This is a genomic window from Pseudoalteromonas sp. S8-8, assembly GCF_000497875.1.
GTDB classification, from domain to species: Bacteria; Pseudomonadota; Gammaproteobacteria; order Enterobacterales; family Alteromonadaceae; genus Pseudoalteromonas; species Pseudoalteromonas arctica.
Map to the genome: position 1 here is coordinate 33,965 of NZ_AUTR01000034.1, position 24,000 is coordinate 57,964.

Sequence of the window (24,000 nt, forward strand, 5' to 3'; positions counted from 1 at the left end):
AAAAAAGCCTCCACTGTGAGGCTTTTTTTTAGTCTTTTACGTATAATTCCTATAAAATAACGCTTCCTAAACTAATTTTAGAGACACTATGCAACCTACTCCGTGGTATAAAAATTTTTGGCCTTGGTTTTTAATCTTTTTTCCGTTAGTTGCCATTATTGGCTGTATTAGCTTATTTATTACGGCAATAGGTAACGGTCCAGATATGGTTGTTGACGACTACTACAAAAAAGGTAAAGCAATAAACTTAGAACTGACTAAGTTTGAAAAAGCAAAAGCACTTTATTTACATGGCGAATTGAATGTAACCAACGAGCGTGTAAGCTTTAAGTTTACAAAAGGCGACAGCAGTAACGTGCATGTATTAAAGCTCTCGTTTTACCATCGCACCATTAAAGCGCATGACTTTGAAGCAACACTTACTCCTAATGCCAATCAGGAATTTACTGCATTACTTAATGAGTATACACAAGGCGCCTACTCAGTATTTATTGAGCCAATAGATGGCAGTTGGAAAATGAAAGAAAATATAACGTTACCAACTGAACAAACCGTTTTAGTTACTCCTAATTATAAGTAGTAATAACTATGTCTAACTCTTGCTTTCATTGCCTTGAAAGTGTGCCAAACGGATTTAGCGCAAACGTTATAATTGACGATATTGCCCAGCCAATGTGTTGCATTGGCTGCCAAGCTGTTGCGCAAAATATTGTTGTTCAAGGTATGACCGATTATTATAAATACCGAACGGTTCGTGCTGGAAAGGTCGAACAGCTGGTACCTGAGCAACTCGCATTTATAAAAAGTTATGACAACGAAGACATTCAAGACGAATTTATAGCCACTAGCGATAATATCTCAGAGGTATTATTAAGCGTTGAAGGTATAACCTGCGCCGCTTGTGCATGGCTTATCGAAAAACAACTCTTAAATTTAACCTCAGTTAAGCGTGTTGATGTAAATACATCTACCAACCGCGCGATGATTCAATGGGATAAAACCAGCACCCCGTTGAGTGAGGTTATTACTTCCTTAGCTAAAATTGGTTATAAAGCCTACCCATTTCAATCAGATATTGAAGCTAAGCAAAAACAACAAACTGCCAAAGCCTATATTCGCCGTTTAGGTGTTGCAGGCTTAATGACCATGCAAGTAATGATGTTTGCGTTCGCCATGTACTTTGGCATGTTTTCAGGCATGGACAGTAACTTTGAGCAGTATTTTAGATGGATCAGCTTGGTACTGGCCTCTCCGGTTATTTTATATAGCGCACTGCCCTTTTTAACCAATGCTATAAATGGCTTAAAAGCAAAACAGCTCAATATGGATTTACCCGTATCGCTGGCTATTTTTGGTGCGTTTGGCGCAAGTTGTTACGCCACATTTATGCAAGTCGGCGAAGTGTATTTTGAATCTGTGTGCATGTTTACCTTTTTACTTTTATTAGGTAAGTACCTTGAATTTAGAGCGCGTTTAAAAGCGAGCGAATTTACTGCCAACTTACAAAAATTATTGCCATTAACAGCCCGCACTATTAACGAAAGTGGCGAAGAGCTTATAATAGCAGCCAAAAAACTAAAACTTAATGACGTAGTACTCATTAAAGCCGGCGAAACAATTCCTGCCGATGGCGAATTAATTAAAGGTAAAACTACGGTTGATGAATCAATGATGACGGGGGAACATCAACCCGTTACAAAATTTATTGGCCACAATGTCTACGCCGGCTGCGTTAACCACGACGGCGTTATTGAAATAAAAATTAATAAAATTGGCCAAAATACGCTTTTAAATCAAATTATACGCTTGCAACATAATGCATTAACTAAACGCCCTAAACTGGTTGAAATTACAGATAAAGTTGCGCAATGGTTTATAGCGTGCCTGCTTATATTTGCTTCACTTACAGCCATTGGCTGGTACCAAATTGATCCTGAACACGCATTTTGGATTACCATTTCGGTTTTAGTTGCTACCTGCCCGTGTGCCCTGAGCTTAGCTATACCTACCGCGCTTACATGTGCGGTGGCAACGCTTACTCGCAAAGGTGTATTGATAAAACAAGCGCATGTGCTCGAAACCCTCTCTCAAATTACTTTATTTGCATTTGATAAAACGGGCACGCTTACGCAAGGTAAATTTAGCCTTGATGAAGTAGATATAATCGATAAACAGTATACAAAAGCGCAAGTGCTAGATATGGCAGCCATGCTAGAGCGTTATTCTGAGCACCCTATCGCCAGTGCATTTGATGAGTTTACGCCAGCTCACCGCAGTCTTAATAACGTTGAAGTACATCCAGGGCTGGGAATTAGCGCACAAGATGCAACTAATCATTACGCAATTGGTAAAAGTGGTTGGTTTAATAGCAAAAAATCAAATGCACAAGCGAGCTTGTATATAAATAAGCAAGTTGTTGCACGTTTTTACTTTGTTGATAAAGTGAAAAGCGATGCTAAAAAGCTTATAGACTCACTTCAATCGCAAAACTTAACGTGTCACATGTTAACCGGTGACGCGTCAGATGCTGGGCAAAAAGTAGCTAAGCAACTTAAACTTGAAAGTGTGCAATTTGGATGTTCTCCACAAGATAAACAAACCGCCGTTGAGCAATGGTCTTCACAAAATGAAGTCGTTGCAATGGTAGGTGATGGTGTAAACGACAGCCCGGTATTTGCTAGTGCGCACTTATCTATTGCTATGGAAACCGGTGCAGACATATCAAAAAATAGCGCCGATGTAGTACTTCTTAATAGCGATTTAGCCTCCATTGGTCACTTACTTAATGTAGCAAAACAAACCAGACGTATTATTAAGCAAAATCTTGCGCTGTCTTTATTGTATAATGCTTCAATATTACCACTGGCAGCGTTGGGCTTAGTTGCTCCTTGGATGGCTGTTATTGGCATGTCTGCCAGCTCAATTATTGTGATTAGTAATTCACTAAGGCTATTAAAGTTATGAGCATAATTTACATTTTGATCCCTATCGCCATTTTGTTCGTCATTATTGCTATTGGTGTTTTCTTTTGGGCAGTGAAAAGCGAGCAGTTTTCTGACTTAAACAAGCAAGGTCATAGTATTTTGTTTGAAGATGACAAAGAGCAACATAACAAAAGTAATGATTGACCCTCTTTATACCAGCGCTTTTTTAATGGGGCTAATAGGTAGCGGTCATTGCATTGCTATGTGTGGCGGTATTGCAAGCTCATTACAACTAGCAAGTGACAAACGCAAAACATTTACCTATTCATTTGCTTATAATATTGGACGTGCTCTGAGCTACATGGCAGCAGGCGCACTTGTTGCTGGTATTAGCAGCCAATTTGCAAGGCAAAACACCTCCTTCTCTTTAGTACTTTCGTTCATTGCAGCTATTTTTATGCTCCTCGTTGGTGTGTATATAATGCGCTTGGGCCCTACTTTGCAATGGTTAGAGAAAATTGGTAAAACCTTGGTGTGGCAACATATTGTTAAGCTAAATAAATATTTAATGCCTATTAACTCTCCTTTTAAAGCCCTAGGTTACGGTGCGTTGTGGGGATGGCTACCTTGTGGGCTTGTATACTCAGCGCTTACATGGGCGATGACTAGCCCAAGTGCCCTAGACGGTGCCTTAGTTATGCTTTGCTTCGCTTTGGGTACTTTTCCCGCGATGATCACATTAGGCATTACCGCGCAAAAACTAAATACTATTATTAACCATCCATGGACCCGAATTGTATTAGGCAGTGTTATAATTTGGTATGGTATCTACTTATTGATTATTGCAACTGACAAACTGGTACATTAATCTATTCGCATTATTAACCTTTATGGTTATTTTGCAGTCGTGTATAAAAATTTAAACGGATTAAATTATGGATTTCTCTCAAAGTCGCGCTAAAGGTAATTGTGCTATTAGCTGTAATAACTGCAGTATTAGTCAATTGTGTTTGCCATTTTCACTTAATGGCCAAGAAATGGACAAGCTTGACGAAATTATTGAGCGAAAAAAACCACTCCATAAAGGCGACTATCTATTTGAATCAGGTGCACCTTTACAGGCTATTTATGCGGTTCGTTCTGGTTCATTTAAATCGTACACGCTATCGGAGCGAGGTGATGAGCAAATTACCGGCTTTCATTTAGCGGGCGACCTAGTTGGTTTTGACGCAATAAGTAAAATGACTCATCCCAGTTTTTCGCAAGCACTTGAAACGTCAATGGTGTGCGAAATCCCATTCGATACTCTTGATGAACTATCAGGAAAATTACCAAAGCTTCGCCAACAAATAATGCGCTTAATGAGCAGTGAAATTACATACGATCAAGAAATGCTGCTATTACTCAATAAAAAATCAGCAGAGGAACGCTTAGCTAGTTTCATTTATAACCTGTCAGAGCGTTTTGGTGAGCGTGGTTTTTCGCGTAAAGAATTTAGATTTACAATGACTCGTGGCGAAATAGGCAATTACTTAGGCCTAACAGTAGAAACCATTAGCCGTTTATTAAGTCGTTTTCAAAAAGCTGACTTAATTAAAGTAGAGGGTAAATTTATTACAATTTTAGATAATGATGCCTTGGCTAAAACCGCAGCAATAGTAAAACCTCGTTAGTACCTGCCTCGAATAACAATCCTTTACTCGTAATTGTTATGTAAATAAAGTGTAATTATTGCAATTACACTTACCTTCGACTAATACTTTAGAAGTGGGCTTAATTAAAGTTCTACAAATAAAGAACTTCATTTAACTCAGTACCATTATTTGGCGCAGCGCATTTTACAAAAGCAATAATGCAATTTTATCATCGTTAAAAACTTCTATTTTATTCACTAAATGAAAGGAAATATTATGCGTAATATTTTATGTCTCTTGTTTATTTTTTCTTTAGGTATATTCAGTGCTCAAGCATTAAGTTTCATGATTCCAGATGATGGGGCCGATGACTCTCAATCGTTAAAAGAATTAATTTTGAACACTGAGGAGAATGGTGAATTAATTATTGAACAACCAGGCGTTTATGATATTTGCTCAGCTATAATTTTTAAAAACATCAGTAATGTTGTTATCTCTGCAAAAAAGGGAGTAGTGCTGAGAAAGTGTGATAGATTTGAAGGTGAATATATTTTAGCTTTCTATAACTCACATTTTGTAACTATTGAAGGCTTCATCTTTGAAGGGCTAACAAAAGATAAGGTTAATTACGCTTGGGGCGAGCAAGGTTTACTTTTAGCTGGTTCTTCTGATATTTCAGTGCATCATAATCAATTTTTTAACTTCGGAGATGCAGCAATTAGAGCTACTTCTTCTCACTTATCTTCTTTCGAAGGACCTATTAATTCTTTCAGAATCAAGATTAGTAATAATTACTTTGAAAATATCACGCAAGTTACGACAACTCACCCTTGGAATAATAACTTTGGTGGTACGCATGATATTAGAGTTGAAAATAATACTTTCGAAGGCATGAAAGGCTCTTTAAAATTCGCCTCTGTAAAGCCAGTGTCTAAGGCTTTAGTAAGATATAATACGTTTAGAAATACAAAAGGTACTGCTATCGAGCTGACCTATTATTCAAATGTTAAAATCATTGCGAATACTTTTTTAGACACAAAAAAATTTATACTCAATGCTTATCCAAACAAGCCAAAAAGTGTGACAATTCCTTTTAATTGGGGGAGTATTTATTTTACGCATAACAGTATTATACGTTCGAAAGGGGGTATTAGAATACAATCTGATGTGACGGGAGAGCTCATTGACGATAATTACGTAAGAGGCATTTATATCAATAATAATCACTTTCTTGATATTGATATGACCGTTTACCCAGAAAAAAAATACTGGGATCTAATTAACTTATTTACTCGCGGTGGGAAAAATTATTTATTTTCTACAATTAAAGACAATACCTATAACCTACTCCCAGGGGTAAGCTTTGTAAAAGAAACTTACGGATTTTCCCAAGAAAATAATATATTACTGGAATCTAAGAATAATTAAAAAGTATAATTTTTTAGTTTAAAGTAACTTTTCAGTATATTTCACAGCCTTTGAGTTACTAAATTTTAGATATCCTTATGAGTTAAGGCTTCTTCAGTCTATTTTGGCCTTAGGTGAGACTGAGTCGATGCAACTTACGTACTACCAATGAATAGGAAATGGAAATCTATAAAAGGCAAACATGCACCGCAATTAAATCGCTATAAATTAAAAAAGAGCAAAAAAACATCAAGTATATTTAAAACTTGGAACGAAAATATTTTTTGATTTAGAACAACAATTTATATGCTACCCCTTTAACTGTTTTATATTTACGTTACACTAAATGTACACCCGTTAGGTAAATGGAGTAGCATATGAACACTATTAAACGCATTATTGCGGTTATTGACCCCACCAAAGATGATCAACACGGTTTAGCACGTTCAATAGATTTAGCTAAAAAATCTGGCGCAAGTATTACCGCCTTTATGACGGTTTACGACTTCTCTTACGAAATGACGACTATGCTATCTGGCGATGAACGCGAAGCAATGCGCGATGCCGTACTAAAAGATCGCCAGCTATGGCTAAACGATTTAGTTTCCCCTTACAAAGATATAAATATTGAAACCCAAGTGGTTTGGCATAACCGCCCTTACGAAGCCATAATCGATACTGTAATTGATGAAAAGTACGATTTAGTAATTAAAGGCACACATCAACATGGTGCACTTAAATCAGTTATTTTTACCCCGACCGATTGGCACTTAGTACGCAAATGCCCCGCTCCGGTATTATTTGTAAAAGAAATGGCATGGCCAGCAAACGGTAATATTTTAGCTGCTGTAAATGCGGTTAGTGAAAATGAAGAACATGTAGCACTTAATAAACGCGTTATTAAAGACGCACAATATTTATGTGAACTTGCCAACGCAAAACTTAATTTAGTTAATGCCTACCCTGCAACTCCTATTAATATTGCCATCGAAATTCCTGAGTTTAACCCAGGACTTTATAACGAATCAGTTAAAAAGCATCATCATGAATCAACCAATGCACTTGCTGCAGAGTTTAATTTAAACCCAGAGCAATGTTTTATTGAAGAAGGCCTGCCGGAGGATGTAATCCCTGATGTAGCGAAGCGGTTAAATAGCGAATTAGTTGTTATTGGTACTGTAGGCCGCACGGGCTTAAGTGCCGCTCTTGTAGGTAATACAGCAGAGCATGTAATTGATAGCCTAGACTGTGATGTACTGGCACTCAAACCCGATGGTTACGTGAGCCCTATGGCAAAGGATTAATTTTAAGCTTTATGTGCAAGTTATAAGCGAGTTATTTTTACGTGTTAATAAGGCACGTTTAAATCAATTTTAATTACATCCTAAACTCGCATATTCAGGTGGTTTGGGTATAATACGCCCCTTTATTTTTAGCAAATAACTTTGCTGTATTGTTTTACTAGGGGGCGTAATTGTCACACTCAGATCAAGCTAAAGCTCAATTTAACTTAAATAAGCTGCAAAAGCGTTTACGTCGCCAAACTGGTCAAGCCGTTATGGACTTCAATATGATTGAAGAAGGTGACCGTATAATGGTATGCCTTTCTGGCGGCAAAGATAGCTACACAATGCTTGAAATGCTTCAACATTTAAAACGTGTAGCACCTATAAAGTTTGACCTAGTTGTTGTAAATCTTGATCAAAAACAACCTGATTTTCCTGAGCATGTTTTACCCCAGTATCTTGATAAATTAAATGTTGAATACAAAATTGTAGAAGAAGATACTTACAGTATTGTTACCGATATTATCCCTGAAGGTAAAACAACGTGTTCACTTTGCTCACGCTTACGTCGTGGTATTTTATACCGCACAGCAAAAGAACTAGGCGCTACTAAAATAGCCCTTGGTCATCACCGTGACGACATGATTGAAACATTGTTTTTAAATATGTTTTACGGCGGAAAGCTAAAAAGTATGCCGGCTAAATTAATGAGTGATAACGGCGAGCATATGGTTATTCGCCCACTTGCATACTGTAAAGAAAGCGACATAAGCCAATACGCATTTGTACAAGGTTACCCTATCATTCCGTGTAACCTATGTGGCTCGCAAGAAAACTTACAGCGTAAACATACAAAAACAATGCTCGCTAAATGGGATGCGGAGCACCCAGGTCGTATTGAAAGCATTTTTACGGCAATGCAAAACATAGTGCCTTCACATTTAGCTGACGCCGACTTGTTTGATTTTAAAAACTTACAAACCGGTGAAGTAATTGATGGTGGCGATATAGCCCTTGATAAACCAGATATTCCTAAAGTGCCTGTTGCTAATGAGCTTGATGAACAAGAAGCGCCAAGTGTAGTTACTATAAATCTAAGCTAACAAATTTAAGGGGGTTGTATTTATGTACAACCCCCTTAAATTTACCAATTCAGCATTGCGTTCTATTTTTAACTCTCAGCTAAGCCTTGTAAAAATTCCAAACTTAACTTTTCTTGTGCATTAGCCTGATATGGTAATTGCTGCAAGCTATCGTACGAAAAATCGTTAATATCAAAGTGACTTATTTCACTATTCCCAAAGCTATTTCGCTCACCTGGGCTTGGCGACATTCTCTCAATAACAAAGTCGCTTAAGCGCATATCTGTAATGCCTTGTGGTAGCACCGACCAATGAGCTTTCAAATTAAGAGTTTGGCTTCCCTTCGTTAACCGCTCTTTAGATACTAAATGAGCAAGTGGTGTATCGCCACTGTATAAATTAGCCCTAACACGATACAAACCACTTTTTACTACCACTATGTTAGCTGGCAAAATCATGTTTTCGTTTTGTGCATAAGCAGTTTCAAAACCTGTTAAAGTTGCACTCGGCGGCATATATTGAATTTGCGCAACTACGGGAACTTTTTTACCCGCAACATCACCCTCTACAAACACTTGTAAGCTACGAGGGTAATCTTCATCCTCTTCAAATGTAATAATTGCTTCACCGTCACGCGCATTGCCTGTATGGGTATTTAACACTTCTTTTGTATCAGTATTTGCAAGCTCAACGACCACTTTTCCAAGCCCTTGGGCGCTTATCTTTATTGTTATTTCTTCTGGGTATACAAAACGATATTGTTTAAGACTTAACGTTAAAGCATCGCCACTTTCATCAATAGGGCTCGATACCGGGTAGAATTGATTTGGCTTTAATCGATCTTCATCTAATGGACTCAATGGCTGAGAATAAGGAGGAAATTTAAGTGCACTTTCATATTGCATAACCACTTGCTGCGCTGCTTTTGTTAAGTCTTCATTAAACGCGATTTGTTTTTTTGATTGTGTTTTTTTTGCTGTAGGTACGTCTATAGGGATCACTTTTACAGGCGATAAATCAGCTACGCTCGCACTGTGTTTAACCTGAGGTGTTATTGGCTCAACAACTTTATGAGCATCATTTTTACCTGTAAACCATAGCGAGAATAAAATAGTGCTAATAATTAAAGCAACGGCATAAAATTTTTTCATTTTTATATTTCAATCTTTTATAAGGCGTATAGTTTTTAACTACACGCCTTGTATGTTATGGAATCACATTATAAATAAGTGCTGATGCGCTTAAATTATTTGAATCCTTAATATAACGATATTGTTTTTTCCAAAACCAACTACCTGTAGTTTTATCAAACGTATTAAAACCTACATTGTCACCTTCCACATTTACGTTATTCATGGCTATTGTTACATTACCTTTTCGCTGCGCGTTATGTATTTCGTTATGGCTATAACTGTCACTCATCATCATTGGATAATGGTTTGGCATAAAGCTACTTACTGCATCACCTTGCGATTTTAAATGGCCATTTGTATCAATACTGCTGCTACAACTTCCAAACGAGCCAGCCGAACTGGCACCACATGAAGAGTGCGATGCAACAACCGAATCATCATTGCCTTTTAAAAAACCACCCGTTAAACCCAAATATGCATTTCCATCGGCAACAAAGCGTAAACGAGGTGTACGTGCATCAGGAAATGGAGATATTTTACGTGCATTATTCACTTTTAAATCGTGTAATACACCAACGGCCTCGGTTACATCACTTCCTAGCCACCATTTGAGTGCTGCATCGACCGCAAAGTTCCATGATGCGCCAGTTAAAGCACTAACAGCTACGTCAGCCAGCTCACTTCCACCACCCGCGCCTGCTAAATCAAACGTAGCAACAATATTAAGCGGCTCTAAGCCTTCGTTTTCTAACCAGTTTTCTTGATTATCAATAATATGGCGTGCAACTAAGTCTCCTGTTGAATGTGTTACAAATACACAGCCATCACTGCATAAATTAGAGCGTGAAATTTGCTTTAGCTTTGGCCACACCCAATCGGTAGCAATTTTACCTTCAATACGCTCATAAGCAGGCCAATCAATTCGCTCATCTGCACGATTATTCCAGTACGATTGCCAATATGTTTCACCATCATTGATTACATCACTACCCGACTTATTTGTTATTTGCGAAGTTTGTAACCCATGAATTAATATAATTTTGTAGTCTTTACTCGCTGCAGAAAAGCTCATTAACATAGCTAACCCCGCACCAATTAGGTGGCTTGGCTTAATTAATTTGTGTGTACGCTTTGTGTTGTTCATACAATTCCTTAATGTTGTGTACTTAATATTTTATTATCATTTAAGGTATTCATGTTGGTTTACATAAGCTTGTCAGCTTAGGTGTTCACTAGGGTCTGTTGTTCTTTGCGGATTAAAATTTGTTCAAACTAGAGGCTATTTAATCACGGCGCGAGATTTGTAACCTAGTGGGCTAAGTAAAAACCGAGCAACAAAGAGTAAATAGCCTCTAGGAAGTATCCTTTGGGCAGCGTCTGTTTGGCATTAATGCTACGTTATCGCCTATTTATGGGGAACAACCACACTACTTAGGCTCTGCCTTGCCTAAATACCAAACAGACTGCTGCAAATTTAACCTTGAAAGATCAACAGACTCTAGTATTAGGAACAACGAACAAAAATGCAACAACTTATTATCATTTAGAGAAGAGAAGAAACTTATTTCATACTGATTAATGAGTTAATAGAGGTATAGTTGTTATATTTGAAATTATTAGATGGGTTTCAAGGGGTATATTGAGGGTAGTAAGATTAAAGCGGATACCATTGAAAGTGCCCGCTTTAGAATAAGGACGAAGCTAATCTAACCGTTAGCTTTAAGTTCACTGGTAAATTGCCCAATCGCATTTACAACTTCTTGTGCACCTTGTTGGATCTCTTGCATCACTTCACCAGATTCTTTAGATAACGCCAAGCCTTGCTCTGCCTTCTCTTTACCTTTTTCTATTACAGCCACCGTATTTTGGGTTTGTGATTGGTTGCGCTGTACAACTTCTACAATTTCTTCTGTTGCTTTTGAGGTACGCGATGCAAGCAATCGGACCTCGTCTGCAACCACAGCAAAGCCTCGCCCCTGCTCGCCAGCTCTTGCCGCTTCAATTGCGGCATTTAATGCTAATAAATTTGTTTGCTCAGCAATACTACTAATGCTTTGTACAATACTCGATATTTGTTGCGACTGCTGATCAAGCGCTGAAATTTCATTTGCAGCTTGCTCCATGTTAATAGCCAGCTCAGTCATTACTGCGACTGTATCTTGTATAACGCTCGCGCCTTGCTCTGCTTTTTTATCAGTTTGGGTTGAAGTGCTATAAGCAATTTCGGCAGCTTGTGATATCGCAATTTCTTGATTTACTTGATCAGTGATAACAGTTGCAAACTTCATCACTTTATAAAGCTCATTCGCGTCATTTGAGATTGGGTTATATGACGCTTCTAGCCAAACAATGTTGCCATGTTTATCTACGCGCTTAAAACGCTCAGCAATAAACTTACCTTCTCTTAATTTAGCCCAAAATTGCAGATACTCTTGAGAGTTATACTCTGAAGCCTCACAAAACGTACGGTGATGTTTACCTAGTATTTCACTTTCTTGATAACCCATTGCAGCTAAAAACTGATCATTTGCTTTTAAGACATGGCCCTCTAAATCAAATTCAATTACCGCCATAGAGCGATATATCGCTTTAATAGTATCGCTTTGCTCGCGAGAAGCCGTAATTGTTTTTGTAAGTACACTTCCGAATATAGAAAAATAGAGCAACTGATCTTGCTCCCCTTTTACTGGATGTACTATTAAACGTAACCATTCAGCTTTACCATCGCTGCGCATAACTTGCAATGCACCGCCCCAATGCCCTTCTTTTTTAATAGCTTGCTGTAGGCTTTTAAATTCTGAAGATTGACGAGACGAATCTGTAATAAAATCGTCAAAAGAATTATTAGTTAGATCGTCTTCACTGTAGCCTAGGTTTTCTAAAAACTTATCATTGGCGTGCGAAATTCGGCCATCATAAAGAATGTTTAGTACTAACATCTCTCGGTAAAGCCCTTCCCACACTTGTTGTAATGGGTAAAGTTCAGCTTTTAGAGAAGCTATTTCGTTTTGTTTATTTTTAGAAAAAAACATTAATATCCCTACTAATACATTCAATATATAATTAATTTTATTATAGAAGATATTATTTATAACGCGATAAATAATAAGAGCTTTAATTACTAGATTCAGAAAGTTTTAAAATAGCCAATACATAAACACTGGTATCTACAAATATGTGGATACATCAATAAAATAACTTCTATGTCCCAGCAGAACCTTTAATTCTCAAACTTTAATCTTTCATACAATCCAGACGCTCTCGATACGCTTTTATTCATTGCTAATTGCAGTACTTTTTTGTCAGCCACCAGCTCAAACTTATTTTTAGCGCGGGTTATTCCCGTATACACTAATTGCCTGTTAATACCCATGCGCGCTTGTTTTAGCGGTGGCAGTACCATGGCTGTGTAGCTAAACTCTGAGCCTTGTGATTTATGAATAGTCATTACATATACTTTATCGTGTGCAGGGAGTCGTGCTGGCGAAAATGCTCGTTGATTACCTTGCTCGTCAATAAATATGGCTTTGAGCTGATTACTTTCATCGGGCATTAAAATACCAATATCACCGTTAAATAACTTAAGTTGATAATCGTTTTGGCTCACCATAATAGGCATACCCGTGTAGTGGTGAGTATTAGGACTTACGGTAATTAAACCTTGCTGTTGCAACACGCGCTCTATTCGTTGATTTAAGCTATTAACGCCGTAATCGCCCTCTCGCACTGCAGCTAAAAGCTGATAACTAGCAAAAGCAGTATGCACCTGTGCAACATCTGCACCTTGGGCTATTAAGTTAAGGTATTTTGCATAATGACTTGCTGCACTTTTAACGAGCTTTTCAATCGGTTTTGCTACAAAGTCGTAATCTAAAATTACATCGTTAAAACGCCCTTCACTACTTTCTTGCTCTACGTAATTTAAAATACCGGTGTTATTGGTGTTTACCGCAAGTGCTAGTTGACCAATACCGCTTTGTGCGTCAAATCGATAACTGTGCTGTAAAAAGGCAATGCAATCTGCAAGTTTAAATTCACTCACGCTTTGCGATACGAGTTTAGGTTTATTATTAAAACATAAACTATTTAGCTCATCACAACGTGCTTGCGAGTAGCTTGGCGTTTGCCCAAGTGTTAAACCTTGGCATAAATCGCTCATTACACTGCCGGTATCTACCGAGGCAAGCTGATCTTTATCACCTAGGAGTATTAATCGCGCGTGCGCGGGCAGTGCTTCTATTAATTTAGCCATCAGCGATAAATCGACCATACTGGCTTCATCAATAATTAGTACATCTAAATGCAGCGGATTGCTTTTGTTATGCCTAAATTTATTAGTAAACGGTTTTACGCCCAATAAGCGATGAATAGTTTGAGCGTTTTGTGGTATCAGCGTTTTAATATTATCAGGAATAATTGTTAGTTTATTTTTAGCACCTAAGACTGACTCACTCAAGCGTGCAGCGGCTTTACCTGTAGGGGCCACAAGTTTAATGCTAAGGGGTGCTGTTTCATAAAGTGACTGTAAAATAGCCAACAACTTAGTCACTGTAGTGGTTTTACCTGTGCCAGGCCCACCCGTGATCACACTAAAGCCTTTGGTGGCGGCAATCGCACACGCCACTTTTTGCCAATCAGTTTCAATTGTTGAATCAGCAGGAAAATAGGTATTTAAAAGTTCAGCCAATACTTCATTATTAATATTGAGCTTTCGCTCGCTCATGCTTAATAGTCTATCCGCGAGTGTTTGCTCATAACCGGCAAGGCGCGCAAAATAAAGTCGCTCGTTAAACAGCTGCAGTGGTTTATTTTCGCCCACGCTTTCATGGCTTTGTAAATAATTAAGCGCCGTATGTACGTTAAAATCATCACTAAACGGGCTTAGCGTACTGGGTACATTGCCATCGAGTTTATTAAAGTCGCTTTTGCGCAAATTAAAAGGATTACTCCAATCAACTTCACTTAAGGTTAGGCAGCTATGCTGGCTTTGCTGCGATAAGCACAGCAATAAAATAATATAAAACAGTTCATTGTGAGTTTTCTCAATGTCATTAGCACACAGTAATTCTGCGAGTTTAACATCAACTACACGCAGTCGGTTTTGCGCTAATAAATACTCAAGTAACGGGACTTCGGTAATCGTATTATTTAACACAATGTCCTCTAATGGGGCATCTTGTGCTACATTTTTTAAAGTAAGAGGCTCTGCGGCTTCGTTATTAAGTGTCTCGTCTATATCGTCAAACAAGCCAGGTTGCTCATTTAAATCGCTCATAGCATAGCTCCTTGGCTAAATAAGCCATCTAAAATAATCACTTGTTCTTCAGTTAGCTTTTTAAAGTACACGCCTTGCCCTGTCGGCATTCCACGTAAAAACGTGTAATACACGCCGCCTAAATGGGTTTCTATCGAGTAATCAGCTATACGTTGTTTTAATAAACGATGCAGCGCTACCGTGTAGATTAAATACTGTAAATGATACTGATGACTGCTCATCGCTTGCTCAAGCATATCGCCTTCGTAATCAGCTGGTGTACTGCCTAAATAATTAGACTTATAATCTAAAATATAATATTTACCTTGGTAGCAAAATATTAAATCGACGAAGCCTTTTAACAAGCCTTTTACTTGTGAAAATTCAAGCTTACTTTGCGTAAAGCCAAAATGTTTCACCAGCATTTCGTTTAGCTTAGGTGCACTTAAGCTCTCAAGGGGTAAATTAAATTCCATTTCGACTAGGCAATCATTGGGTGTAAGCACACCCAATGAAAGAAGGCTGTTTTCTAGAGAGCTTTTATCTAGGGGGCACGCAAGAACATCGAGTACCCACTTTTCAGCCACTTCTCGCCATTGCTCACCTATGTGGTACTTTTCAAGACTGCGCTTAACTACCTCAGATAAGTTTTGCTCGGTATTAGTTGGGTGAACTATTGGGCTAATAAAATCTATTTGTTCAAATATTTCATGCAAACAGCTACCCGGCTTTGGCCCTTTAGGAAAACTATAAGGTGATGGCAGTTCGTCCTCTTGCACTGCAAACTCGTCTTTTTCGTGATCTTCATCACTTCGCCCTGGGGCTAATTGGTCGCTGTGCTTTTTAAAGCTCAACGCACTAAAGCTGGTTGCTCGCCAGTTACGCTCAATATTTGCCGTTACTCTATTAACACTTAATGTTTGCTGCGCAATTTTACTATTACTAAAACAAAGCTTTCCCTGTTCTAATAACGTTTGCGAGGTAAATTGCTGATAGCTCATCGCGCTATTAGCGTCGCAAAACTCACTTAAATGCGTGCGCCATGTTTGGCTACTGGCAAGCTCAAGCCCTGCAAATAAAACATGCCCTAGTGCACTACTTTGCATTGCTAAGCGGCTACTTTGCCCTTGCCCAATGTTATAAACACCAAGCGCACAAAAATGCACAGCGCGAGTAAGTGCTACATACAGCAGGCGTAAATCTTCAGCTAAGCGCTCTTGCTCTGCTTTTTGAAGGGCATCTTCGTCTTTACTTAAATCGTAAACTAGCTTGCCGTTATTGTGATAAAGCGCTTCTTTTGTTTCGCGATAGCCACTAGCAAACGGCATAAATACCAGTGGGTATTCAAGCCCCTTTGAGGCATGCATAGTGACAATTTTAACTAAGTTGGCGTCACTTTCTAGGCGCACTTGTACTGTTTCACCGTCTTGTTGGCTTACCTTTTGTGCAAACCATCGCAGTAAACGCAGCGTGCCTTCAAGCTCTATTTGTTTTTGCTGAAGTATTTCGCCCAAATGCCTAAAGTCAGTCAGCCAACGCTCAACGTTATATCCCAATCCTTGCCATTTAGCGCTAAGCTGGTTATGGCTCATTAAGCGCTCAAGCATTGCCATAGCGCCTTGCTTGTTCCAAATGTGGCTAAGTTGAGCAAAAAAGTTTAAATGCTCTTGCCATTTATTTTCATCATCGGCGAGTGCATGTATTTCGTTATAACTTAAACAAAATAATGGACCAGCTAAAACACCGCGCAGCAATGACTCATCATATTGTCCATGCAGCGCTGTTAAAAAGTTAAGTAGGTGATGACTAAGCTCTTGGCTAAAAACGCTTTCTCGCGATAAATACACGCTGGCTATTTTGGCTTCGCTAAGCGCTTTTTTCATTATTTGCGCTTCAACACGGTCGCGCACTAATATACAAATATCGGCAGCGCTTACAGGGGTACTGCCAATGCACGCGTCCCCTTGTTTTGCTTTTTCAAGCAGGGTCACTATTTTATTAGCAAAGTGAGTGGCTAAATGCGCTTGCCCTACACCTTTGTTAGTTGGTTTGTTTTTTTCATCGGCGGCTTCATCTACAAATACATTAAATTCGAATGCGGTAGCGGGTTTGCCATCAATTAAAAAAGAGTCATCCGCTTTTTTACCTTTAGCAGCTACTGCGTTAAACGGTATGGCGTCGTTATAAATAAAGCTGTTAGCGTGTTTGCCAAATAAACTATTAACGCTATTTACTATATCGGTGCTTGAGCGAAAGTTAGTACCCAGCGTAAATTGCTGATCAGTCTGTACTGCCTCTTTTGCGCCAATATACGTAAAAATATCCGCGCCCCTAAAGCCATAAATAGCCTGTTTAGGGTCGCCTATCATGGCAAGCGTGGTATTTTGTTGCCCATAAATTTTACTAAAAATACCGTACTGAATCGGATCGGTATCCTGGAACTCATCAATCATGGCAACCGGAAACAACTGCGCAATTTTTTGCGCCAGTACGTCGCCTTGCTCGTTATTAAGCGCACTGTGTAAATTGGTCAGTAAGTCATCTGGGGTGATCACGCTTTGCTCTTGCTTGCGCTTAACTATTGCAGCTTTTACCCAGCGTGCTGCATGTTGTATAACTGCTATTTTGAGCCCTTGGTTTATGGTGTTATTAAGGGCGGCAAGCTCGTCAAATTGACTCAGCAATGGATGCACAAATAATGGCTGATTTTTTTTATAGTTGCCTGCATCGCTTAAGTTTTCTGTACTCCACACTTCAAACGAATACTTGCTAGTGCCAAATTCAAAAAACAAATCACCGCCTAAACAAAATGCCTCAAGCGCACCAAGGCTGCCTTTTCGTGCTGGCGTTTTAGACCCGCTTAAACCCGAGCCTTTTATAGCACCTATAAACTCTTGCTCTAACACCGCTTTTTTAAATGCAGGTACACGGGTTATGTACTCGTCACGCGCCTTCCATACATCGTCTAATTTTATTTGTGGCGTAATGTGCGCATTAGCTTTGTTTAAAATGCTCGCCACTTGAGCGAATAAAGCCTCGGGTGCGGCAAATACATCTAAAATAGCATCGGTGCGTTCTTTGTTAAGTGGGTATACAAACGCACGCCAAAAATCTTTAATGGTTTCGAGTAATATGTCGCGCTCATCTAAAATAAATTCGAGATTAAACGCCACACCCGACTCAAACGCATGTTGTTTTAGCATCCGCTGACAAAAGCCATGAATGGTAAAAATAGCGGCTTCGTCCATTGATTTAGCAGCTGCATCGAGTAAATCAAACGCGCGGTGTTTATCGTCAATTTTGGCAATTACGCCTTCAATGAGTTCGTCATTTGGATCTTGCCCAAGCAATGCGTCGCGCGCAGCAATAATTCGGCTGCGTACGCGGTCTTTAATTTCTTGGGTGGCGGCGTCGGTAAAGGTTACTACCAAAATTTGCTCAACACTGAGCGGCGTATTTAACTCACCTTCTATTTGCATACCTAGTAAGTAACGTAAATACAGTCCCGTAATTGTATAAGTTTTACCAGTACCCGCACTGGCTTCTATTAAACTTTGACCAATGAGCGGCATAGTAAGAGGATTAAGCGCTTGCATGGTCACTCTCCTTTGCGTGTTCAAATAAAGGCGTGAGCAATTTATCACTCCATTTTATAAATTCGTCTTGGCAATCGTTTAGCGATTGCACCGTTAAGCGAATATACGGATTTTCGCCCTCGCCTCGCCCTATGTATTGCGGGCTAAATTTGCTCATTGCTTTTGTTATATCGCCGCCGCTTTTAACGTACTCATAACCACTTACCGGAAAAAACGGCACAGGCTCTGCGCGCAGCGCTTTGTATAACTCAAACCAATCGGCTAATAGTGCATCGGCATCGGCTTTGCTTATGGGCGCAAAGGTAATTTGCTTATCAAGCCCAAGTAACAATGTTTCTACTTGTTGATCCATACTTTGCGCTGCAAGGTGATAAATAAAGCCTTTAATTAAATCTTTCGCTTTAATACTGGCGCTGCGATAAAACACTTGTTTTTGCAAATAAACATGATTTAGCCAGCCCTCTATTTTGGTGCCTTCAATGGTAAGCAAAACTTCTATCGGCTCACTTTTCCCGCCTTTAATGTGCTCTTTTACTTGCCCTGCAAGCGCGTCAACTCGGTGCTCCATACTTTCAAATATGAGGCTGCCTACATTGGCTTGAGGTAACTCACCCCGCTGCAGTATTTGCTCGGTACTCAGTGGTTGCTCGTTTATATTGGCTTTAAGTATTTCATCAAGGTAAAAATAACGGCGCAGTGCATCTAGGCTAAATGGTTCTTCGTCTTTTGCTACTTCGTTAAATTGTGGCAGGCGTAAACCTAATGTTTGCTGATAAAAGCTCTCTTGTGCGCTGCACACACTTCTAATAAACACATCGAGATCTAGCTGCTCTGGCACAGTCACATCAAGTGCAATAACTGGCTCTGGTTTAATTGACTCACTTGGCAGCCAAATTGGGTTGTAACTGTGGTTACTCAGCACAGTATTAGCTTGCTCATCGGCTAAATAATAATGGCTATTAAAGGGCTGTAAATGCTGCTGATTGATTAGACATGCGGGCAGCGTTTTTTCACTCTTTTCGTTTAATACAAAACTACGGCCAATATATTCTAACAGCTCACTTACAAGCGTTGATGGCATGCGCGGTTGGTTATCAAAACACGAGCGACCAATGTAACTCATGTATAAGTTGTCGCGGGCACTCAGTAGCGCTTCTAAAAATAAGTAGCGGTCATCTAATTTACGTGATCGGTCACCTTTTTGCTTTTTAGAATAAGGCACTAAGTCAAAACCAATGGGTTGTACGTTACGCGGGTAGTCAGCATCGTTTAAGCCCAGCATGCATACCACTTTAAATGGTACGGCGCGCATGGGCATAAGCGTACAAAAGTTTACTTGCCCAACCAAAAACCGCTGCCCTACGCCTTTTTCTTGAATGCCTTGTTTAACTAAGTAACTAACAACACGCTGCGAAACCGCCTTGCTGTAATCGCCGTTTTCGTGGTGTTTTTGTAACTCTTCGAGCACGTTTTGAAGTACTAATAAATCCCAGCTGTCGTCGCTTTCACTTTCGTATATGGCGTTTAATAGCTCGCTTAAAATATGCGCTTTATTAGTGAGCGTGTCATCAGGCGTTAGCTGCTCTTTAAAGCTTTGCAGTACATCAATAAAGTGCACGAGCTTGTTGAGTGTATCAAGCGCCATGCCTTCTACTTCATCAGCGCTGTAAATACCGTTAAACGGGCATTGTTCGTCGCGCATGGCAATGCCAAGCAATAAACGGTTGAGCCCGTGTTGCCAGGTATTTAAATCGATAGCGGGTAAATCAAAGCTGCTTTTATGCGCTGCGTTTATACCCCATTTAACCCCAACACGTTCTAGCCAGTATTGAATTTGCTCGTATTCGTGCGCTTCAAGCCCAAATTTTTCGGCTATTTGCGTAACTTGTAATAAATCGAGAATATCCGACACACCAAAGCGCGAAAACGGTAAGTTAGCTAAACTCGCAAATGAGCTAAGGACAGGCTTTTCTTGCTCTATGGCTAAATCGGCCAATGCGTAAGGAATAAAGCGGCTGCCTTGTGCCCCGCCAAATACGGCTTCAATGTAAGGGCTGTAAGTGCCTACATCGGGCATCATGACAATTATGTCTTTGGGGGTAAGCGCTGGGTTTTGATTAAATAAGTTAAGTAAGTAGTCGTGCAAGCGCTCAACTTCTCTGAGCGGTGTATGGCAATCGCTGAGCGTAATGCTGGTGTCGGTTGCGCTGATTGGTAATTTACCTTCGTCGTTTATAAACCACTCTTTGTTATCGGTCAGCGATTCACCTTTAAACGCAAGCTGATAAATCTCGCTTTGTACTTGCCCTAGTAAGGTGTCGTCAAACACATCAATAAAACCATCAATCCAACGGGCATCTAACTGTACGAGTTGCTCAAAATAGTCGCGACCTAATTTACCCCACGACGATAACAACGGATTACCTATAAAGTAGTATTCTTCATCTGGGTTGGTGTGTTTTTTTTGTTGCGCTTCCACCAGCGGCATTTTAGCGTATTTAGCGCTTATTTTAGCTGCTGTTTTTTCATCTATAATATCGCCCCAGTAATGCTCACTCGGGTTAAAAAAGAATAATATAACCTCGGTTTTTTTACTCAGCGCTTCAAATACGTCTAGCTGGGAGCTGGCAATCGCCGATATACCAAATAAACTAATGCGTTGTGGCAGTAAGCTATTATCCATAGTCTCAAGTGCAGCAAGTAATTGCCCTTGCATGTTAGCGCGATGAAATTGGCTTTGCCCAAGTTCTTGGCTTAGTTTTACAATGCGTCGCCATAAGTCAGGCTGCCATGGGGCAATGGTTACATCTACGTCATCAAGCTCATCTTTGCCGCTATCCCATGTGGCTATCCAGTGCGGTCGGTACATTAAATATTGGTCGTACACATCGGCTATTTTTTCGCACAGTGCAAAGGTTTTTTGCCCGTCTATATCGCCCTCTAAATAAGTTTTTAGCGGCAAATACAGCGGTTCATCAATGCAGATTGGTAAAATTGCGAACAGTTTCCAAGCAAGGTTAGGTTTATTAAACGCCGACTCTTTAGGGACATTTGGCAGTAATTGCTGATACAACTGCCAAATAAAGCTCGACGGCAGCGGAAAATCTACCTGCGCTGCGACCCCTAAGTTTTCGCTCAAACCTATTTTTAACCACTGCGACATACCCGGCGATTGCACTAGCACCACCTCTTTGTCGAACGGACTTTGCAATGGGTTTATTTTTAATAGCTGGTGGAACTGCGCTTGCAGGGCTTCCATCCGGTTTGATTGAATAATATTTAGCATATAGCACTGACCTTGCTTGAGATAAAACCAGTGTAAGATATTTTCAATATTAGGGGTAGCGCAAACGGGTAATTGGCTCTAATAAATCAGAGAGTTAAGAACTAACTTACAGATTTTATACGCACAGCATCTATTTTATATACTGTGCGTAGTAGTGAGTTTATTTATAAGGGCTAATACTTGATAAACTAAAGTCACTTTGCATTATTACTTCGCCATCAATGCCTTTTAATTTAAGTGAAATAGTGGGGTCAATTTGCTGCCAGTCTATGCTTAAATCACCATAATTTACGTTATGAGTAAAATTCCCTACTCGGTGTTTGTTAGGGCTTACATCTTTCCACTTTTCAGTTAAGCCAGAGCTGGTCATCTCAATTAATGGGTAATCAAGGTTTTGCTGATACTTTGATATTTCACCCCAGTGCGTATCGCCGCTGATGATCACTACCCCATTTACCTTATGCTTTTTAATCAATGCAAATAAACGGTTTCTATCTTCAGGAAAGTTTGCCCATGACTCCCAACCTGTAAAATCGGGTAAAAGCTGTAAGCTTGAGGCAATCAATTTTATTGCAGCAGGCTTTTTAAGCTCTTGTTCAAGCCATTGCCACTGGGCTTCACCTAGCATTGATGCGCCCTTTACTTCACTAGGACTATACGGGCCTTGGTTATTTAACTTACGCTTAGTGTAGTATTCAAGCTCACCTACATGGTTTAGCGCATCACGGTTCCAACGTAAATCAGGCATTATTACTTGTATGGTTTGCTCATTTTCACCATACATGTACGAGGTATAAATTCCATCAGGACGAGTGCGACGCGCTGAGTTTGCAGGTTCATCCCAAAAATTGAGCATAATTTGGCGTGATTGCTCTTTATGCGGATACTCTTTACCTGCATCGTTTTGACCATAATCGTGGTCATCCCACATAGCAATAATAGGCGTTTGCGCTTTCAACGTTTTAAAACCAGCCTTTGCCCCTAAACGTTGGTATTTATCGGCAAGTACATCCATATCGTTGGTATCGCCGTAAATATTATCACCCAAAAATATAAACAAATCCCCCTGCTCTTTGTTAATTGCATTAAATATGGGTATTTTTTTATCTTGATGCCCACACGAACCAAACAGGATTTTAGATGGCGCAGCAGTAACACTTGCGCTAATAACCAAACTCAGCACCAAGGCAGATAGGGTTAATGGTTTTAATAGGTTCTTCATTTTAAAATCTCGCTAATAGCAGGCGCCATATTTGAATTTATTTCATTTGGGTTCTGCCCAAGAGCCTTTAAAACGGTAGCCGCTATTTGCGCTTGTTTAAGCTCATTTTTAGTTTTAATTAAGCCACGTCCTTTTATTGCGGGGCCAATGGCTGCAAGCCAAATATGTTCAGAGCCAACAATTCCTTCTGGGTAGGTATTTTCACCTAACTCTAGTTCAGCAAGTGCACGTTTAGAGCTGTGATGTTGCCAATCATTGGCCTTATTGCCACGGCCGTGATCAGTAGTAATAATTAGTGTGGTGTTATTTTTATAACCCGCTGTAGTTTGAATGGTTGCCCATAAGTCTTTTATAAAGGCGTCACTTTGCCTTGCCGATTTAAGGTATTGATCGTAATGACCATCATGCGCAAAGTCATCGGTTTCTCCTAAACTTATTACTAACAACTTAGGCTTTTTAGCCAACATATACGCTTTAGCAAAGCGATATGTAAAACTATCTAGTCGTACGTTATACCAAGGACTGGGAATTTCATTTTGTAGCGCATTTAACAGCGGCGCATCGGTGAATAAATTCTCTTCAATTGACATAAAACCTGCATTTACATACACGTTACTGCGCTTAGTATTTACAATGTATGGGAATACATCCCAACTACCAAATAAGGCTGTGCTACCTTTAAACTCAGGTAAATTATCTAAACGCTCTAAAATAGTTTTATTTGGGTTGAGCACTTTGTTGTTACTATTTATATTTTCGTCAACTTCACCGGTGAGTATTTCGTTATAACCAGGGTATGAAAAATACCACGGGTTACTTACCGACATAGTAGAGCCGTTAGTCCTATCGCCAATAATTACGCCTTGTTTAGCCACTACTTGCGTTAAAAAAGGCATAAGTAATTGCTGGCGCTCATTTGCTGTTTTTGCCCAAAATTGGGTCTTTAAATGCTCAGGCTTTTCAACAAAATCAGTATTATTAATTAAGCTATTATCAGCCCCATTAAATACTTCTTGCCAGCGTACTCCGTCAAGCGTTATCAGCACTACATTTTGCGCTGCTGTTGCAAAGTTGCTCGCTAATACACTTAAGCTAAATAGTATTACTTTTATAATTGTTTTCATCGCGTTTGCGCCCTTTCATATAATAAAGCCCATCAATGATGGGCTTTATTTT

General features: G+C 39.5%; 16 protein-coding genes. 8 read left to right on the top strand and 8 right to left on the bottom strand.

The features are described 5' to 3' along the window. Window positions 1-88: 88 nt before the first annotated feature. The 8 genes from L659_RS0110135 (at window position 89) to ttcA (ending at window position 8,354) form a co-directional block, all read left to right on the top strand. Window positions 89-580 (top strand): FixH family protein, encoded by a 492-nt coding sequence (locus L659_RS0110135; RefSeq protein ID WP_010554059.1) that lies wholly within the window; start codon window positions 89-91, stop codon window positions 578-580. A gap of 8 nt (window positions 581-588) precedes the next feature. Then, on the top strand, window positions 589-2,964 hold the full coding sequence (locus L659_RS0110140) for a heavy metal translocating P-type ATPase (protein WP_024590465.1): 2,376 nt from the start codon (window positions 589-591) through the stop codon (window positions 2,962-2,964). After that, entirely contained in the window at window positions 2,961-3,128 is a 168-nt protein-coding gene (ccoS, locus tag L659_RS0110145) for a cbb3-type cytochrome oxidase assembly protein CcoS (protein WP_002963071.1), read from the top strand. Before L659_RS0110140 ends, ccoS begins: the two co-directional genes overlap by 4 nt. Further along, window positions 3,121-3,792, top strand: a complete 672-nt coding sequence (locus L659_RS0110150; protein WP_007585638.1) for a sulfite exporter TauE/SafE family protein — start codon at window positions 3,121-3,123, stop codon at window positions 3,790-3,792. Before ccoS ends, L659_RS0110150 begins: the two co-directional genes overlap by 8 nt. A 67-nt stretch (window positions 3,793-3,859) precedes the next feature. After that, complete coding sequence (locus L659_RS0110155) at window positions 3,860-4,597, top strand: FNR family transcription factor (RefSeq protein WP_007585636.1); 738 nt, start codon at window positions 3,860-3,862, stop codon at window positions 4,595-4,597. Between the two features lie 237 nt (window positions 4,598-4,834). Next, entirely contained in the window at window positions 4,835-5,986 is a 1,152-nt protein-coding gene (locus tag L659_RS0110160) for a right-handed parallel beta-helix repeat-containing protein (RefSeq protein ID WP_024590466.1), read from the top strand. Between the two features lie 356 nt (window positions 5,987-6,342). Beyond that, window positions 6,343-7,269: a universal stress protein UspE gene (gene uspE / locus L659_RS0110165; protein ID WP_007585634.1), complete on the top strand. Its 927-nt coding sequence runs from the start codon at window positions 6,343-6,345 to the stop codon at window positions 7,267-7,269. A 170-nt stretch (window positions 7,270-7,439) separates the two neighbouring features. Then, entirely contained in the window at window positions 7,440-8,354 is a 915-nt protein-coding gene (gene ttcA / locus L659_RS0110170; protein ID WP_007585631.1) for a tRNA 2-thiocytidine(32) synthetase TtcA, read from the top strand. 68 nt (window positions 8,355-8,422) lie between these two features. Here ttcA and L659_RS0110175 read toward each other — a convergent pair whose 3' ends face one another. The 8 genes from L659_RS0110175 to L659_RS0110210 all read right to left on the bottom strand — a co-directional run bounded on the left by L659_RS0110175 (window position 8,423) and on the right by L659_RS0110210 (window position 23,948). Next, on the bottom strand, window positions 8,423-9,484 hold the full coding sequence (locus L659_RS0110175) for a hypothetical protein (protein ID WP_024590467.1): 1,062 nt from the start codon (window positions 9,482-9,484) through the stop codon (window positions 8,423-8,425). 55 nt (window positions 9,485-9,539) lie between these two features. Next, complete coding sequence (locus L659_RS0110180; RefSeq protein ID WP_024590468.1) at window positions 9,540-10,610, bottom strand: hypothetical protein; 1,071 nt, start codon at window positions 10,608-10,610, stop codon at window positions 9,540-9,542. A 562-nt stretch (window positions 10,611-11,172) separates the two neighbouring features. Continuing rightward, window positions 11,173-12,498, bottom strand: coding sequence for a methyl-accepting chemotaxis protein (locus tag L659_RS0110185; protein WP_007585625.1), 1,326 nt, complete (start codon window positions 12,496-12,498; stop codon window positions 11,173-11,175). Window positions 12,499-12,686: 188 nt separating this feature from the next. Next, window positions 12,687-14,741: an exodeoxyribonuclease V subunit alpha gene (recD, locus tag L659_RS0110190; protein ID WP_024590469.1), complete on the bottom strand. Its 2,055-nt coding sequence runs from the start codon at window positions 14,739-14,741 to the stop codon at window positions 12,687-12,689. Continuing rightward, complete coding sequence (gene recB / locus L659_RS0110195; RefSeq protein WP_024590470.1) at window positions 14,738-18,316, bottom strand: exodeoxyribonuclease V subunit beta; 3,579 nt, start codon at window positions 18,314-18,316, stop codon at window positions 14,738-14,740. Before recB ends, recD begins: the two co-directional genes overlap by 4 nt. After that, complete coding sequence (recC, locus tag L659_RS0110200; protein ID WP_024590471.1) at window positions 18,303-21,602, bottom strand: exodeoxyribonuclease V subunit gamma; 3,300 nt, start codon at window positions 21,600-21,602, stop codon at window positions 18,303-18,305. The genes recB and recC overlap by 14 nt, the downstream gene beginning before the upstream one ends. 160 nt (window positions 21,603-21,762) lie before the next feature. After that, entirely contained in the window at window positions 21,763-22,824 is a 1,062-nt protein-coding gene (locus tag L659_RS0110205; protein ID WP_024590472.1) for an alkaline phosphatase D family protein, read from the bottom strand. Further along, window positions 22,821-23,948, bottom strand: a complete 1,128-nt coding sequence (locus tag L659_RS0110210) for an alkaline phosphatase family protein (RefSeq protein WP_024590473.1) — start codon at window positions 23,946-23,948, stop codon at window positions 22,821-22,823. Before L659_RS0110210 ends, L659_RS0110205 begins: the two co-directional genes overlap by 4 nt. Window positions 23,949-24,000: the final 52 nt, after the last annotated feature.

What these genes read in the sequence shown, in the direction of transcription:
- L659_RS0110150 (WP_007585638.1), top strand. Translation starts at nt 3,121, where the DNA reads ATGATTGACCCTCTTTATACCAGCGCTTTTTTAATGGGGCTAATAGGT.
- recC (WP_024590471.1), bottom strand. Translation starts at nt 21,602, where the DNA reads ATGCTAAATATTATTCAATCAAACCGGATGGAAGCCCTGCAAGCGCAG.
- L659_RS0110185 (WP_007585625.1), bottom strand. Translation starts at nt 12,498, where the DNA reads ATGTTTTTTTCTAAAAATAAACAAAACGAAATAGCTTCTCTAAAAGCT.
- recB (WP_024590470.1), bottom strand. Translation starts at nt 18,316, where the DNA reads ATGCAAGCGCTTAATCCTCTTACTATGCCGCTCATTGGTCAAAGTTTA.
- L659_RS0110135 (WP_010554059.1), top strand. Translation starts at nt 89, where the DNA reads ATGCAACCTACTCCGTGGTATAAAAATTTTTGGCCTTGGTTTTTAATC.
- L659_RS0110175 (WP_024590467.1), bottom strand. Translation starts at nt 9,484, where the DNA reads ATGAAAAAATTTTATGCCGTTGCTTTAATTATTAGCACTATTTTATTC.
- L659_RS0110160 (WP_024590466.1), top strand. Translation starts at nt 4,835, where the DNA reads ATGCGTAATATTTTATGTCTCTTGTTTATTTTTTCTTTAGGTATATTC.
- L659_RS0110140 (WP_024590465.1), top strand. Translation starts at nt 589, where the DNA reads ATGTCTAACTCTTGCTTTCATTGCCTTGAAAGTGTGCCAAACGGATTT.
- L659_RS0110155 (WP_007585636.1), top strand. Translation starts at nt 3,860, where the DNA reads ATGGATTTCTCTCAAAGTCGCGCTAAAGGTAATTGTGCTATTAGCTGT.
- uspE (WP_007585634.1), top strand. Translation starts at nt 6,343, where the DNA reads ATGAACACTATTAAACGCATTATTGCGGTTATTGACCCCACCAAAGAT.
- L659_RS0110180 (WP_024590468.1), bottom strand. Translation starts at nt 10,610, where the DNA reads ATGAACAACACAAAGCGTACACACAAATTAATTAAGCCAAGCCACCTA.
- recD (WP_024590469.1), bottom strand. Translation starts at nt 14,741, where the DNA reads ATGAGCGATTTAAATGAGCAACCTGGCTTGTTTGACGATATAGACGAG.
- L659_RS0110205 (WP_024590472.1), bottom strand. Translation starts at nt 22,824, where the DNA reads ATGAAGAACCTATTAAAACCATTAACCCTATCTGCCTTGGTGCTGAGT.
- L659_RS0110210 (WP_024590473.1), bottom strand. Translation starts at nt 23,948, where the DNA reads ATGAAAACAATTATAAAAGTAATACTATTTAGCTTAAGTGTATTAGCG.
- ccoS (WP_002963071.1), top strand. Translation starts at nt 2,961, where the DNA reads ATGAGCATAATTTACATTTTGATCCCTATCGCCATTTTGTTCGTCATT.